Annotated in this window: 13 protein-coding genes and 1 tRNA gene; 7 read left to right on the top strand and 7 right to left on the bottom strand. The window is 58.2% G+C overall.

The genetic code is table 11. The annotated features are described in order from the left end of the window. The first annotated feature begins 10 nt into the window (after window positions 1–10). The gene (cobT, locus tag ACSPHG_RS08345; RefSeq protein WP_435953018.1) at window positions 11–1,057 is read left to right on the top strand and encodes a nicotinate-nucleotide--dimethylbenzimidazole phosphoribosyltransferase; all 1,047 of its coding nucleotides are present in this window, start codon (window positions 11–13) and stop codon (window positions 1,055–1,057) included. A gap of 99 nt (window positions 1,058–1,156) precedes the next feature. On the opposite strand, the gene ACSPHG_RS08350 is transcribed toward cobT, so the two are convergent. Continuing rightward, window positions 1,157–1,465: an ArsR/SmtB family transcription factor gene (locus tag ACSPHG_RS08350; RefSeq protein WP_435953019.1), complete on the bottom strand. Its 309-nt coding sequence runs from the start codon at window positions 1,463–1,465 to the stop codon at window positions 1,157–1,159. 189 nt (window positions 1,466–1,654) lie between these two features. On the opposite strand from ACSPHG_RS08350, the gene fusA reads away from it, so the two are divergent. The 3 genes from fusA to proR all read left to right on the top strand — a co-directional run bounded on the left by fusA (window position 1,655) and on the right by proR (window position 4,634). After that, a complete protein-coding gene (gene fusA / locus ACSPHG_RS08355; RefSeq protein WP_435953020.1) occupies window positions 1,655–3,754 on the top strand; it encodes an elongation factor G in 2,100 nt (699 codons plus the stop codon). 219 nt (window positions 3,755–3,973) lie between these two features. Beyond that, a complete protein-coding gene (locus tag ACSPHG_RS08360; protein WP_435953021.1) occupies window positions 3,974–4,327 on the top strand; it encodes a type II toxin-antitoxin system RelE/ParE family toxin in 354 nt (117 codons plus the stop codon). Window positions 4,328–4,331: 4 nt separating this feature from the next. Then, on the top strand, window positions 4,332–4,634 hold the full coding sequence (gene proR, locus ACSPHG_RS08365) for a transcriptional regulator ProR (protein ID WP_435953022.1): 303 nt from the start codon (window positions 4,332–4,334) through the stop codon (window positions 4,632–4,634). 72 nt (window positions 4,635–4,706) lie between these two features. Here proR and ACSPHG_RS08370 read toward each other — a convergent pair whose 3' ends face one another. The 3 genes from ACSPHG_RS08370 to ACSPHG_RS08380 form a co-directional block, all read right to left on the bottom strand. Next, entirely contained in the window at window positions 4,707–5,843 is a 1,137-nt protein-coding gene (locus ACSPHG_RS08370) for an HlyD family secretion protein (RefSeq protein WP_435953023.1), read from the bottom strand. Between the two features lie 4 nt (window positions 5,844–5,847). Then, window positions 5,848–6,171 (bottom strand): DUF3302 domain-containing protein, encoded by a 324-nt coding sequence (locus ACSPHG_RS08375; RefSeq protein ID WP_435955976.1) that lies wholly within the window; start codon window positions 6,169–6,171, stop codon window positions 5,848–5,850. Between the two features lie 217 nt (window positions 6,172–6,388). Next, window positions 6,389–6,464, bottom strand: a tRNA-Asn gene (locus ACSPHG_RS08380). A 190-nt stretch (window positions 6,465–6,654) separates the two neighbouring features. Between ACSPHG_RS08380 and ACSPHG_RS08385 the strand changes: the two genes are divergently transcribed. Beyond that, window positions 6,655–8,109: an EmmdR/YeeO family multidrug/toxin efflux MATE transporter gene (locus tag ACSPHG_RS08385; protein WP_435953024.1), complete on the top strand. Its 1,455-nt coding sequence runs from the start codon at window positions 6,655–6,657 to the stop codon at window positions 8,107–8,109. Here ACSPHG_RS08385 and ACSPHG_RS08390 read toward each other — a convergent pair. Beyond that, window positions 8,106–9,023, bottom strand: a complete 918-nt coding sequence (locus tag ACSPHG_RS08390; RefSeq protein WP_435953025.1) for a LysR family transcriptional regulator — start codon at window positions 9,021–9,023, stop codon at window positions 8,106–8,108. The two genes, ACSPHG_RS08385 and ACSPHG_RS08390, sit on opposite strands and share 4 nt — an antisense overlap. Window positions 9,024–9,155: 132 nt before the next feature. Between ACSPHG_RS08390 and nfsB the strand changes: the two genes are divergently transcribed. Next, window positions 9,156–9,809, top strand: a complete 654-nt coding sequence (gene nfsB, locus ACSPHG_RS08395) for an oxygen-insensitive NAD(P)H nitroreductase (RefSeq protein WP_435953026.1) — start codon at window positions 9,156–9,158, stop codon at window positions 9,807–9,809. A 46-nt stretch (window positions 9,810–9,855) separates the two neighbouring features. On the opposite strand, the gene ACSPHG_RS08400 is transcribed toward nfsB, so the two are convergent. After that, window positions 9,856–11,217: a sensor histidine kinase gene (locus tag ACSPHG_RS08400; RefSeq protein WP_435953027.1), complete on the bottom strand. Its 1,362-nt coding sequence runs from the start codon at window positions 11,215–11,217 to the stop codon at window positions 9,856–9,858. Further along, the gene (locus ACSPHG_RS08405) at window positions 11,214–11,873 is read right to left on the bottom strand and encodes a response regulator (protein WP_435953028.1); all 660 of its coding nucleotides are present in this window, start codon (window positions 11,871–11,873) and stop codon (window positions 11,214–11,216) included. The genes ACSPHG_RS08400 and ACSPHG_RS08405 overlap by 4 nt, the downstream gene beginning before the upstream one ends. A gap of 196 nt (window positions 11,874–12,069) precedes the next feature. Between ACSPHG_RS08405 and ACSPHG_RS08410 the strand changes: the two genes are divergently transcribed. After that, complete coding sequence (locus tag ACSPHG_RS08410; protein WP_435953029.1) at window positions 12,070–13,260, top strand: efflux RND transporter periplasmic adaptor subunit; 1,191 nt, start codon at window positions 12,070–12,072, stop codon at window positions 13,258–13,260. Window positions 13,261–13,263 lie beyond the last annotated feature (3 nt).

Genomic DNA, 13,263 nt, shown 5'->3' on the forward strand with positions numbered 1-13,263 from the left:
GAATAAAAAGATGCAAACACTGGCTTCACTGCTGGCGGCCATTGCCCCGCTCGACGGCAAGGCAATGGCGGGCGCGCAGCAGCACATCGACGGTCTGTTAAAACCGCAGGGCAGCCTCGGGCGGCTCGAATCCCTGGCCGTGCAGCTGGCGGGCATGCCGGGGATGAAAGACGGCCTGGACACCGCGCGTAAGGCCATTCTGGTGATGTGCGCCGACCACGGCGTCTATGCTGAAGGCGTGGCGGTTGCGCCGCAGGTGGTGACGGCGATTCAGACCATGAATATGACTCGCCACAATACGGGCGTGTGCGTGCTGGGCGCGCTTGCGGGCGCCGAGGTGACGGTTGTCGACGTTGGCGTGGACTGCGAGCCGCTGCCCGGCGTGCTGAACATGAAGGTGGCGCGCGGCTGCGGCAATATCGCCCACGGCCCGGCGATGGGCCGCCAGCAGGCTGAAGATCTGCTTCTGGCAACGGCAAAGCTCACCCTGGCAAAAGCGGCGGAAGGCGTGAAGCTATTCGGCGTCGGCGAGCTGGGAATGGCGAATACCACGCCTGCGGCGGCGATGGTCAGCGTGTTTACCCATAGCGATCCGCTGGAAACGGTGGGCATGGGCGCGAATCTGCCGAGCGACAAAATGGCCCACAAGGTCGCCGTGGTACGCCAGGCGTTAGAGGTAAACCAGCCGGATGACAAAGACGGTATCGACGTGCTGGCAAAAGTCGGCGGCTTCGATCTGGTCGGTATGACGGGGGTCATGCTGGGCGCGGCGGCGGCGGGTTTACCGGTGGTGCTGGACGGCTTCCTGTCATACGCCTCGGCGCTGGCCGCCTGCGCCATCGCGCCGGGCGTGCGCGATTATCTCATTCCTTCCCACCTGTCGGCCGAGAAGGGCGCACAGATTGCCCTACAGCATCTTGAGCTGGAACCTTACCTGCAAATGGGTATGCGCCTGGGCGAAGGGAGCGGCGCGGCGCTGGCGATGCATATCGTTGACGCAGCCTGCGCGATGTATAACCAGATGGGAACGCTGGCAGGCAGTAATATCGCCCTGTAGCGAAGTGCTACCCGGCGGAATGTTTGATGGCGCTTCGCTTATCAAACCTACGAATTGGCTTTTGTAGGGCGGGTAAGCGAAGCGCCACCCGCCGGAGTGTCACTCTTCTTCCCGCATCACCCGTAAAAGCGTTTCCAGCAGGCCCGGGAAGCGCGCGTCCAAATCTTCCTGCCGAAGCGAAATCAGATTCTCTCGCCCCTGCGGGCGCTGCCAGATAACGCCGCTGTCGCGCAAAACGCGCCAGTGGTGCGTCATGGTGGATTTCGCTACGTCCTTGCGCAGCGTGCCGCACGCCTGCTCGCCGCCGTCGGCCAGCGTTCGGACGATATCAAGCCGCAAAGGGTTGCCGAGCGCAAATAGCACATTTTCCAGGCGAATTTGTTCTCGTTCGGGGTGATTGGCGATCATACTCTTCCTGTATCGGCGGTGGCTGTAGCGGCCCGGTAATATAGCCAAAGTCTGGGGGCAAGTCAGCTATCGACATAAACTATAGCTAAAATAGTTCGAATATACTCGTACAGTTGTACTATGATGATCGCGAACCAAACAAACGCGGCCAATACCGGCCGCTCACAGTCAACGGACTAAGGACGCATCATGCCCCGACCCATCCCTCTCGAACGCTATCGCAACATTGGTATTTCCGCCCACATCGATGCCGGCAAGACGACCACCACCGAGCGCATCCTGTTTTATACCGGCATGAGCCACAAACTGGGTGAAGTTCACGATGGCGCAGCAACGACAGACTGGATGGCGCAGGAGCAGGAGCGCGGGATCACCATTACCTCCGCGGCGGTGAGCTGCTTCTGGCCCGGCATGGATCACGGCTTTGAGCCGCACCGGATCAATATCATCGATACGCCGGGACACGTCGACTTCACCATTGAGGTGGAACGATCCATGCGCGTGCTGGACGGCGCGGTAATGGTTTATGACTCCGTGGGCGGCGTGCAGCCGCAGTCTGAAACCGTGTGGCGACAGGCTAACAAATACCACGTGCCGCGCCTCGCGTTCGTCAACAAAATGGACCGCCCGGGGGCAGACTTCTTCCGCGTGGTGCAGATGATGACTGACCGCCTGAAGGCCAACCCGGTGCCGATCGTCATCCCCATTGGTGCGGAAGACCACTTCACCGGCGTGGTGGATCTCATCAAAATGCGCGCCATTTTATGGGACGACGCCACTCAGGGCATGACGTTTAGCTACGCCCCGGTGCCGCAAGAATTGGTTTCTACCGCGCAGAAATGGCGTGAGAAAATGGTTTCGGCGGCGGCAGAGGCCAACGAAGCGCTGATGGATAAATATCTCGAAACGGGCGAGCTTAGCGAAGATGAAATCGTCGCTGGCCTGCGCGTGCGGACCGTCGCCGGTGAGATCCAGCCGGTGCTCTGCGGCAGCGCCTTCAAGAATAAAGGCGTGCAGCGGATGCTCGACGCGGTCGTTGAGCTAATGCCGTCGCCGCTGGATATCCCGTCCATCAAAGGCATTGATGAGAAGGGGCAAACCGTTGAGCGCCATCCGGACGACGGCGAGCCGCTGTCCGCGCTGGCGTTTAAGCTGATGACCGATCCGTACGTTGGGCAGCTGACGTTTATCCGCGTCTACTCCGGCGTGCTTAAAAAAGGCGATTCGGTGTACAACCCGGTGAAGGGCAAGAAGGAACGTATCGGGCGTATCGTGCAGATGCATGCCAACGACCGCCACGAGGTGGACGAGCTGCGGGCGGGCGACATTGCCGCCTGCGTCGGGCTTAAAGACGTGACGACCGGCGATACGCTGTGCGACCCCAACGCCGTGGTTATGCTCGAGCGCATGGAGTTTCCGGAACCGGTAATTTCGCTCGCCATCGAGCCAAAAACCAAGGCGGATCAGGAGCGTATGGGCATCGCGCTGCAGCGCCTGGCTTCGGAAGATCCGTCGTTCCGGCTGCATACCGACGAAGAGTCCGGCCAGACGATTATTTCCGGCATGGGCGAGCTGCATCTGGAAATCATCGTTGACCGCATGAAGCGCGAGTTTGGCGTGGAGGCGAATATCGGGCGTCCGCAGGTTACCTACCGCGAAACGTTGCGTAAAACGGTGAAAGAGGTGGAAGGCAAATTTGTGCGCCAGTCGGGCGGTAAAGGGCAGTACGGCCACGTTGTGCTGACGCTCGAACCGCTTGAGGCGGGCAAAGGATTTGCTTTTGAAGATGCTACCAAGGGCGGGGTGGTACCGCGCGAGTTCATTCCTTCGGTTGAGAAGGGGATTCGCGAGGCGCTGGGCAACGGCGTGCTGGCGGGCTATCCGGTGGTGGACGTTAAGGTGACGCTGACCTTTGGGTCGTATCACGACGTGGACTCCTCGGAGATGGCCTTCCGTATGGCGGCGATCTTTGGCTTCAAGGAAGGGGCGAAGCGCGCCGACCCGGTGATTCTGGAACCGGTAATGCACGTTGAGGTGGAAACTCCGGAAGAGTATGCCGGTAACGTGATGGGCGACCTCTCGTCCCGACGCGGCATGGTGCAGGGCATGGATGAACGCTTTGGCAGCCACATCATCCGCGCGGACGTCCCGCTTTCGGAAATGTTCGGCTACTCGACAACGCTGCGATCCATGTCGCAGGGCCGCGCAACCTACAGCATGGAGTTCCACCACTACGCGGAAGCGCCGCGCAACGTGGCCGAGCAGATTATCGCCAGCCGCAGTAAATAGTTAGCCGCTCGTAAAAGCCCGCTTAGCGCAATCTAAGCGGGCTTTTTTATTTGCGGCGCGCGCCGCAGAAGGCAATGTCACGATGCAACGTTGAAATAAATCCTGGAAGCCGCCTCGAGCCTGGTTGAACTCGCACATGCAAACCGGGCGGCAGCGTTTTACCCTGCGATTATAGGTTTGCACCTATATAGCTTTTGACCTATATTGCAGGGAGGTTGTGTGTGGTCGATTAAAATGACTGACAGGTTCAAAGTCTGGCTGAGTTCGTTGGATCAAGCTGATAGAGCTTCGGTCTTAGCAAGCGTCTTTTGGCTGCAAGAGGCCGGGCCAATGCTCTCAAGGCCTTATGCCGATTCGCTCAAGGGATCTCGTTACGGGAATCTAAAAGAGCTGCGAATCCAAAGTAAGGGGCAGCCGCTAAGGGCCTTCTTTGCTTTTGATCCCTGGCGTACAGGAATTCTTCTCTGTGCGGGTAATAAAGTCGGAAACGAAAAACGCTTCTACCAGGTCATGATTCCCATTGCCGAAAGGGAATACACTGCACATCTGCGGGCTGAACAAACTAAGGAGTGATGAAATGACCATTACGTTGGAAGAATATCTTGCAGAAGAAGATCCACAGGTTGTCGCCGCCGCGCGGGCGATGGCAGATGAAATGCTGCTTGATATTCGCCTTGCCGAGCTGCGCGAAAGAGTGCAGAAAACGCAGTTAGAAATGGCCCAGGCGCTTGGGGTTAAACAGCCCACCGTGGCCGGTATGGAAAGGCCGGGGCGTGACATCAAGCTTTCATCGTTGAAGCGCTACGTTGAGGCCGCGGGCGGCAAGCTGCGTATCGACGTGGCGCTGCCGGACGGTTCGCATTTCGATTTTGTCGTCTAATTTGCGGTTTCCATTGTGGGTTACATAAACCAGGATAAAGACGATTAGCCTTTACCCGTCGATAGCCACTCGCTAATGGTCTAAATAGAGATAGTGCATCCAGCTGGTCATGCGCAGCAGCACCTTGCGCATCACCGACACATGGCTGAAATGGTCGGAATAGACGGCGACCTGCGCAAATATCCCGTCGGGCAGGGCGTCTACCTCGGCGTTTGGAGCAAGTTCAATGACTGCCAGCACGCCATCGCTGCCCGGAACCACGTTGAGCGACTGTAGCGTTCCCTGTGCCTGATAGGTACCGCCAGGCACGACGGGCAGAATTTGGGTTAAATGTCCCTGAAAAACCTGACCGGGGAGCGCGTTAAAGACCACTTCCGCTTCGTCACCCGCCTCCAGGCGCAGCAGCGAGTTTTGTCTGAACTGGGCGATAATCTGTCGTTTTTGTTCGGGGATAAATACCATCACGGGGCGCAGCGGCAAGGCCGCCGCGTAGCTGCCCGGCCGAATAAGCACCTGGGTGACGTAGCCGTTGCTCGGCGCGCGTATCACCGTTTGCTCCAGGTTATAGCGCGCTTCGGTAAGCTGAGCCCTGAGGCTGACGATCTGCGACTGTTCGCCGTTAATCACGCTGTCCAGCTGGCTTTTGATTTGTGACTGTTCGGCAATCGAGCCTTTCACCAGCGCATCCTGGGCGAGAAAATTCTGCCGGGCGTTATCAATATCTCTTTCCGAAAAAGGGTTGACGGTTGCGCGGCTTCCTTTCAGGTAGCGTTGATAATCTTTGTACAAGCGGTCGCGCTCGGCGGTGACGCGCGTGGTATTGGCAACCGCCTCGTCTAACTGGCCTTTAAGCACCTGATTGTTATGTACCGAGGTCATGAAATCTGCTTCGAGTCTTTTTACCCGAGCCTCGTAGCGCGTCGGGTCTAATTTAAAAAGAACGTCACCTTTTTTTATGAGCCGGTTTTGATTTTCGATAACCTCACTGACCACGCCGGTTACCTGCGGCGTAATAGGAATAGCAATGACTGCTTTTTGCGCCATTAAAGTATAAGGATGGTTGTAATTCATTAATAAGATGAGTGCGCTAATTAAAAAGACACCCCCTAACGCTGCGGTGGGCACCGTCCATTTATTGATGGGGATTTTAAATATTTTAAATATGGCCCAGGCAAAAGCAACGTAGGTCAAAATAATGAGTAAATCCATGATATTACTCCAGCGGTGGTGTTTGACGCTCGTTTAGCTGTTGCTCAAGTTTTGCGACGCGCTGTTGCAGCTCGGTAACGGTGTCCTGCTGGCCCTGCATTCCCCAGCCGCGTTCCGGGCGATATAACGTCGCCCATATCCATAAAAAAGGCCAAATCACATGGAGGGTAAATAGGCTAACCCAGCCGGCAACGTGTATCGCATCCGCGTGGGGATGGTTACGAGACTTAGCGATCAGGTAGGGAATGTCGTGAAGAATGATAATTCCATAAAATATAATAAGAAATACCAGAATAAGCACGGCGAGAGCAAAGTAGTTAAGAAACATAGATGCCTCGAATAATAACGTTCCTTTATTGATCATAGTTGCTAAAAACTGGGCCTGTAAGATATATCAGAAAATCAAACTTAATTAGGGCAAAAGTATTATTGTGTACGTCGTTTGGGTTAGAACTTTTTACTTATCCCGTAGGGAGCGGTGGCTGATTGGTAAAAGCCAAATGCAAAAAGCCCGCTTAAGTTTCCTTAAGCGGGCTTCTCTAATTTGGCTCCTCTGACTGGACTCGAACCAGTGACATACGGATTAACAGTCCGCCGTTCTACCGACTGAACTACAGAGGAATCGTAGTGATGCGTATCTTAGCGAGTGCCCCCCGTTTGTCAAAGACAAAATCGGATTTATCGAATCGTTTGCGGGTTCTTTCAACGCTTTGTTGGCTTTTTGTACCAGAAAGTTCGAAAAATCCTTTGCAGGATAAGCGTTTGTAAATCATTATTTGAAATGTGGTTTCACTTCTCTCACAGGTCACTCTTGAACTTACATCCCGCACTCCGTCGGCGCGTTGAGAAAACACGTTGGTACGCAAACAGAAAAAGCTATCGCGTCCTTTTCTGGCGCGAAATTACCCCCCTTGCCGTGCCCATCTTTCTGGAAAATACCTGTGTGTTGATGATGGGGGTGCTCAGCACCTTCCTGGTAAGCTGGCTGGGCAAAGAGGCGATGGCGGGCGTGGGCCTTGCCGACAGCTTTAACATGGTGATCATGGCGTTCTTTGCCGCCGTCGATTTGGGGACCACGGTGGTGGTGGCCTTTAGCCTCGGCAAGCTCGACCCCAAACGCGCGCGCGCCGCGGCCCGCCAGTCGCTGGTGCTGATGACGATCATTGCGGTATTCCTCGCTATCGGCATCCATCTGGCCGGTGAGCACATTGTTGATGTCATCGCCGGGGATGCGACGCCCGAGGTTAAAGCGCTGGCGCTTTCCTACCTGCAAACCACGGTCTGGAGCTACCCGGCGGCGGCCATCGCGCTTATCGGCAGCGGCGCGCTGCGCGGGGCGGGCAACACGAAGATTCCGCTGTTGATCAACGGCGGCATGAACATTCTAAACATTATGATCAGCAGCGTGCTGATTTACGGGCTGTTCGGCTGGCAGGGGATGGGCTTCGTCGGCGCCGGACTTGGGCTGACCATCTCCCGCTATATCGGCGCGATCGGTATTATCTACGTGCTGATGATTGGCTTTAACCCCGCGTTGCGCATCTCGCTGCGCAGCTACTTCACGCCGCTCAAGCTCAACATTCTTTGGGAAGTGCTGGGGATCGGCCTGCCCGCCAGCATCGAATCGGTGCTGTTTAACGGCGGCAAGCTGCTGACGCAGATGTTCGTCGCCGGGATGGGCACCAACGTCATCGCCGGTAACTTTATTGCCTTCTCGGTGGCGGCGTTGATAAACCTGCCGGGGAACGCCCTTGGTTCCGCCTCCACGATCATCGTCGGCAGGCGTCTGGGTAAAGGGCAGATTGGCCAGGCCGAACGCCAGCTGCGCCACGTATTCTGGCTTTCAACCCTAGGGCTGACGATTATCGCCTGGGGCACCGCGCCGTTCGCCGGGCTGTTCGCCTCGTTCTACACGCATGAAGATGACGTAAAAGAGGTGGTGAAGGTGCTGCTCTGGCTGAACGCCGCGTTTATGCCAATTTGGGCGGCTTCCTGGGTGCTGCCGGCGGGGCTTAAGGGCGCGCGCGACGCCCGCTTTGCGATGTGGGTTTCGATGCTCGGCATGTGGGGCTGCCGCGTGGTGGCGGGCTATACGCTGGGTATCGTGCTAGGGATGGGCGTGGTGGGCGTCTGGCTGGGGATGTTCCTCGACTGGGCGGTGCGCGGCGCCTTCTTCTACTGGCGCATGGTCAGCGGGCGCTGGCTTAAAAAATATCCTCGCATTAAAAGGGAAGAGGAATCCGTCGAGATCCCTCCAACCGTCTAGTTCCGCGTGGGAAGGGTTGCAAGCAGCGCGTCGCAGCGCTGCTTCACCATTTCATGCAGCAGCCGCACCGTGGCAGAAAGCTGTTTACGGTGCGGGCAAATCAGATTCAGCGGCACCACGTCCCCCTGATACTGCGGAAGAAGCACCTTCAGGCGGCCCGCCGCTACGTCCTCGCTGACGTCCAGCCACGACTTAAACGCGATGCCTTCACCGCTGACGGCGAGGCGGTGAATCACCTCCGCATCGTCGCTCATCATGCTGCCTTTCACCGCGATGTGGTGCAGATTGCCGTCCTGCGTCAGCGTCCATTTGTCGAACAGCCGCCCGCGCAGCACATAGGTGAGCGCATTGTGTTGCGCAAGCTCGGCCAGGGTTTTTGGCTCGCCGTGGCGCTCAATATACGCGGGCGACGCTACCAGGATACGTCGATTGTTGGGCGCAAGGGGCAGGGCGACATAGCTGGCGTCGTCGTTGACGCCGTAGCGAAAGGCGACGTCCACCGGATCTTTGAACACGTCGGTCACCTGATCGGAAAAAAGCACTCTGAGTTGCAAAGCGGGGTGCTGCGCCCTGAATTTCTGAAAAATGGACAGCAGCAGGTTGCGGCCAAGATCCGAGGGCACGGCGATTTGCAGCACGCCGCGCACCTCGTCGCTGGCGGGGCGGATCTGCTCATAGCCTGCTTCAAGCGCCTGCAGCGCCTGAATGGCGTAGGGCAGCCAGTTTTCCCCTTCGGGCGTAAGCCGCAGGCTGCGCGTTGAGCGGGCAAACAGGCGCACGTTGAGGATTTTCTCCAGCCGCTTGATGGCGGTGCTCACCTGCGCAGGCTGCAAACCCGCCTCGCGTGCGGTTTCGCTAAAGCTATTGAGCGCCGCCGCCCGGACGAACAAAGTGAGGTCTTCCAGCCTGAGCATTTTCACTCTCCGAGTATAAGTGTTGTTTTTTAAGGACTGTTTCTTGGGGGCCGCCGTACTTGTAACATAGACAAACGGCTTCTATCGGGAAGCATCTCCTGCGGCCCATGTTAACTAACTCAGGGAAAAATCATGAATATTATTGATGCGGCGTCCTCACGCTATTCCACCAAGGCTTTTGATGCGACAAAAAAAATCAGCGCCGACGATATCGAAAAGGTGAAAAACCTTCTGCGCCTCAGCCCGTCGAGCACCAACTCGCAGCCGTGGCACTTTATTCTGGCCGCCAGCGACGAAGGCAAAGCGCGCATCGCCAAAGCGACCGCGGGCTTTTACGTGTTCAACGAACGCAAGGTGCTGGACGCTTCCCACGTCGTCGTTTTCTGCGCGAAAACCGCGATGGACGAGGCGCACCTGAACACGCTGCTGGAGCAGGAAAACGCCGACGGGCGCTTTGCCAGCCAGCAGGCGATGGAAGGGCAGCACAAGGGCCGCTCTTACTTTGCCAACATCCACCGCTTCGATCTCAAAGACGCGCAGCACTGGATGGAAAAGCAGGTTTATCTTAACGTCGGCAACTTTCTGCTGGGCGTGTCCGCGCTGAACATCGACGCGGTGCCGATCGAAGGCTTCGACGCGAAGATCCTCGACGAAGAGTTTGGCCTGCGCGAGAAGGGCTTCACCAGCCTCGTGATCGTGCCGATCGGCTATCGCAGCGTCGAGGACTTCAACGCCGCGCTGCCGAAGTCCCGTCTGCCGCTGAGCCAGACGCTGACCGAAATCTAAGTCGTTTTGAGGCGGCGGGCGTCAGCGCCTGCCCGCCAACGTCTGCTCATAGCGTGACCCTTGCGCACAACCCCACAATCCGGCTTCCGCTGTAGCAGTTCGCTAATTCGACCTTCAGCCCGTAGCGCGCGGCGATGCTTTTCACGATGGCCAGGCCCAGGCCGCTGCCTGGCGTATCGCTGGTGCTAAAGCGCGAGAATCGGTCAAAGGCGCGGTGAATTTCTTCTTCCGGAATGCCGGGGCCGTTATCGCGGATCTCAACGGTAGCGCCGCTGCCCTGCGATTTTAGAATCACATCGACGATGCTGCCCGGCGGGGTATGGCGCATGGCGTTGCCGATCAGGTTATCGAACAGGCTGCGCAGCGCCGAGCGGTTGGCTTCGAGGGTGAAATCCCCCTCGCCGCTAAAGCCGACGTCAATCCTGCGGCTGTCGGCCAGCACCATCAGATGCTCGATGCTTTCTTTTAGCATGTAGCGGATATCGACGGGCTCGACGTGACCGTCTTTAGGTTCGATGCCCTGCTGGCGGGTCAGGCTCAGCAGCTGCCCGACCAGGCCGCGGGCTCTGACCACCCCGGCCTCAAGCTGCGTAAAGCGCTCGCTGGCCGCGCCCGGCGCAATGTGCTGGCGCAGGTTTTCCATTTGCAGGCTGATAGCGGTAATCGGCGTGCGCAGTTCGTGGGCCGAGTCCTGCAGGAAATGGTGCTGGCTCTCAATCGCCTTTCTCAATCGTTCCAGCACGCTGTTATAGGCTTCGACAATCGGCGATATCTCTTCCGGCACGCTTTGCACCGGCAGCGGCGAAGCGCTGTGAATATCCTGCGAGGCGATAAGCTGCGAGACGTTTTTCAGGTTGCGCGACACGCGCCAGACCACCCACCACAGCACGCCAAACGAGAGCGGGAAAAGCAGCACCAAAGGCACTATCGCAGACAGGGCGCGGCGCACGATAAGCTGGCGCATATAGTCAATGCTGTGAATCACCTGCACCGTGCCGATCTCGCTGTTCGCGCCCCCTCGCAGGCTATAGACCCGCCAAAGCCGTTCGTTCTGCGTGCCCATATGCAGTGTATAAAGGCCGGGCTTTGGCTGAAGGGGAATCGCCATTTTCGGCCAGCTGCTGGCCTTCAGCTCGCCCCTGCGGTCCCAAATCTGCACGATATAGCCCTCCTTTTTATTCGGGCTGACGTTTTCGCTAACGGCGAGGGCGGGGATCTGGTTGTTGCTGGCGTAGGCGCTCGCCAGGCTTTGCAGCTGATCGTCCTTGATGGTTTCCATTAACGTGTTGTAGCTGGCGTAGAAATACCAGACCACGCTGCCGATGGTCAGCAGGTGTATCAGGGCCAGCCCGACAAGCAGCTTGTTGCGCAGCGAGCGGGTCGCAAAATGTAGACGTCTTTTTATCATGCGACGCGCACCCGCCAGCCCAGCCCGCGAACGTTGCTGATAAATTCATTGCCCAGCTTGCGGCGCATCCCGTGAATCAAAACGTCGACGGCGTTGCTGGTGACCTCTTCGCCCCAGCCGTAAATGCGGTTTTCAAGCTGCTCGCGTGACAAAATGGCGCCCGGCCTTTCCAGCAGGGCGTAAAGCAGCGCGTATTCGCGGGCCGTGAGCTGCTCCCTGCGGTCGTCGATCGCCACTTCGCGCGTTGCCATATCCAGCTGGAGATAGGGCGTGCCGATCGTCGACTCGGCGACGCTGTGGTGGCGGCGAATTATCGCCCGGATGCGCGCCTGGGCCTCCTGAAAATCAAAAGGCTTAAGCAGATAATCATCCGCGCCGGTGTCCAGACCCTTGATGCGGTCTTCAATGCTGTCGCGGGCCGTGAGAATCAGCACCGGCGTGGTGTCACCAGTTGCTCTGACCTTGCGCAAAACCTGAATCCCGTCATCGAGCGGCAGGCCCAGATCCAGCAGTACGCAGGTGTAGTCGCCGTCGGTCCAGGCGCTGAACGCCAGCACGCCGTCCTTCACCCAGTCGACCGACCAGCCGACGCCTTCCAGCGCGCTTTTTAAGTTAGCGCCGATCATGGCGTCGTCTTCAACGAGCAGTATTCGCATGGTTTTTTCCTCATCCGTGATGTTTGTCCGCCAGTCTACGCGAGGATTCTTAGCGCAGAATTATTCCCGGTTAGTTTGCTTGCTCATTCTCAGCTAATTTTTTGCTAATTAAGCGTTAAATCTGCCGTCATACAGTGGGGGGAATGAAGGGATGCGGTCCGGGCTGCGTCATGGCGAATTAAGGGAACAGGCAGACATGAACATTAATCCACACACCGTCGGGCGCGGCACAAGAAGCCTCTTGTGGTTCGTTTCCGCACTTCTATTAGCAGGGTGCGACGCGCAGCCTGTATCCACGGCCCCCGCCGGTGGCGCAGCGCTTCCCCAGGTCGCTTTCCGTCAGATGCAGGCGGTCAGCATTCCACGAATGGAGCAGCTTTCGGGCCGCGTGGTGGCCTGGCAGACCTCCGGCGTTCGGCCGCAGGTGAACGGCATCATCATGGAACGCCTGTTTAACGAGGGCGACGTGGTTGCCAAAGGCCAGCCGCTCTACCGGCTCGACCCGCGTTTGTACAGCGCTGCGGTGAAGCAGGCCGAGGCCAATCTGCAAATGACGCGCGCCAGCGCTTCTGCGGCGAATGCGCTGGAGGCGCGCTATGCGCCGCTGGTGAAAACCCACAGCATAAGCCAGCAGGATTACACCACGGCGGTGGCTAACGCCCAGCAGGCCAGGGCGGCGATAGCGCAGGCTGCGGCCATGCTTGAGACGGCAAAAATCAATCTGGAGTTTGCAACCGTTACCGCGCCGATTGGCGGGCGGATTGGCCGCTCTTTCTATACGCCAGGCGCGCTGGTCACCGCGAATCAGGCGGAGGCGCTGGCGACCATTCAGCAGCTCGACCCGATATATGTCGATATCCAACAGACCACCGGCCAGATGCTGGCGCTGCGCCAGCAGGCAAACGCCACGGCTGCGGATCGCGTCCCGGTACGGCTCACGCTCGACGGCGGCGTTGCGTACGACAAGCAGGGTTCGCTTGAGTTTTCCGAAGCGACGGTCGATGCCGAAACCGGTTCGGTCACCCTGCGCGCCCGCTTCCCCAATCCCGATAACGTTCTGCTGCCCGGCATGTTTGCCCAGGCTTCGCTGTCGCGCTCCACCCTTGAGCAGGTTTTCCTGGTGCCGCAGGCGGCCATGCAGCGGGATGCCAAAGGCGAGCCGATGGTTTATCTGCTTGACGCGCAGAGCAGGGTTTCGCTGAAGCCCGTCGTTACGCAGGGCACCTGGCAGCAGGACTGGATCGTCACCGGCGGGCTGCGGGCCGGGGACAAAGTGCTGACGAAAGGGCTGGTGCGCGTCCGCTCCGGCGGCGCGGTGAGTGCCGAAGACGAAGCCAGCGAGCCGCAAACGGCTTCTCATCAACGTCGTTTACCGAGCGGGAGCTAGAAC

The sequence above is a fragment of the Dryocola baronae genome (assembly GCF_051297175.1).
In the GTDB taxonomy this organism is placed as follows: Bacteria; Pseudomonadota; Gammaproteobacteria; order Enterobacterales; family Enterobacteriaceae; genus Dryocola.

What these genes read in the sequence shown, in the direction of transcription:
- cobT (WP_435953018.1), top strand. Translation starts at nt 11, where the DNA reads ATGCAAACACTGGCTTCACTGCTGGCGGCCATTGCCCCGCTCGACGGC.
- ACSPHG_RS08350 (WP_435953019.1), bottom strand. Translation starts at nt 1,465, where the DNA reads ATGATCGCCAATCACCCCGAACGAGAACAAATTCGCCTGGAAAATGTG.
- fusA (WP_435953020.1), top strand. Translation starts at nt 1,655, where the DNA reads ATGCCCCGACCCATCCCTCTCGAACGCTATCGCAACATTGGTATTTCC.
- proR (WP_435953022.1), top strand. Translation starts at nt 4,332, where the DNA reads ATGACCATTACGTTGGAAGAATATCTTGCAGAAGAAGATCCACAGGTT.
- ACSPHG_RS08370 (WP_435953023.1), bottom strand. Translation starts at nt 5,843, where the DNA reads ATGGATTTACTCATTATTTTGACCTACGTTGCTTTTGCCTGGGCCATA.
- ACSPHG_RS08375 (WP_435955976.1), bottom strand. Translation starts at nt 6,171, where the DNA reads ATGTTTCTTAACTACTTTGCTCTCGCCGTGCTTATTCTGGTATTTCTT.
- ACSPHG_RS08390 (WP_435953025.1), bottom strand. Translation starts at nt 9,023, where the DNA reads ATGCTCAGGCTGGAAGACCTCACTTTGTTCGTCCGGGCGGCGGCGCTC.
- nfsB (WP_435953026.1), top strand. Translation starts at nt 9,156, where the DNA reads ATGAATATTATTGATGCGGCGTCCTCACGCTATTCCACCAAGGCTTTT.
- ACSPHG_RS08400 (WP_435953027.1), bottom strand. Translation starts at nt 11,217, where the DNA reads ATGATAAAAAGACGTCTACATTTTGCGACCCGCTCGCTGCGCAACAAG.
- ACSPHG_RS08405 (WP_435953028.1), bottom strand. Translation starts at nt 11,873, where the DNA reads ATGCGAATACTGCTCGTTGAAGACGACGCCATGATCGGCGCTAACTTA.
- ACSPHG_RS08410 (WP_435953029.1), top strand. Translation starts at nt 12,070, where the DNA reads ATGAACATTAATCCACACACCGTCGGGCGCGGCACAAGAAGCCTCTTG.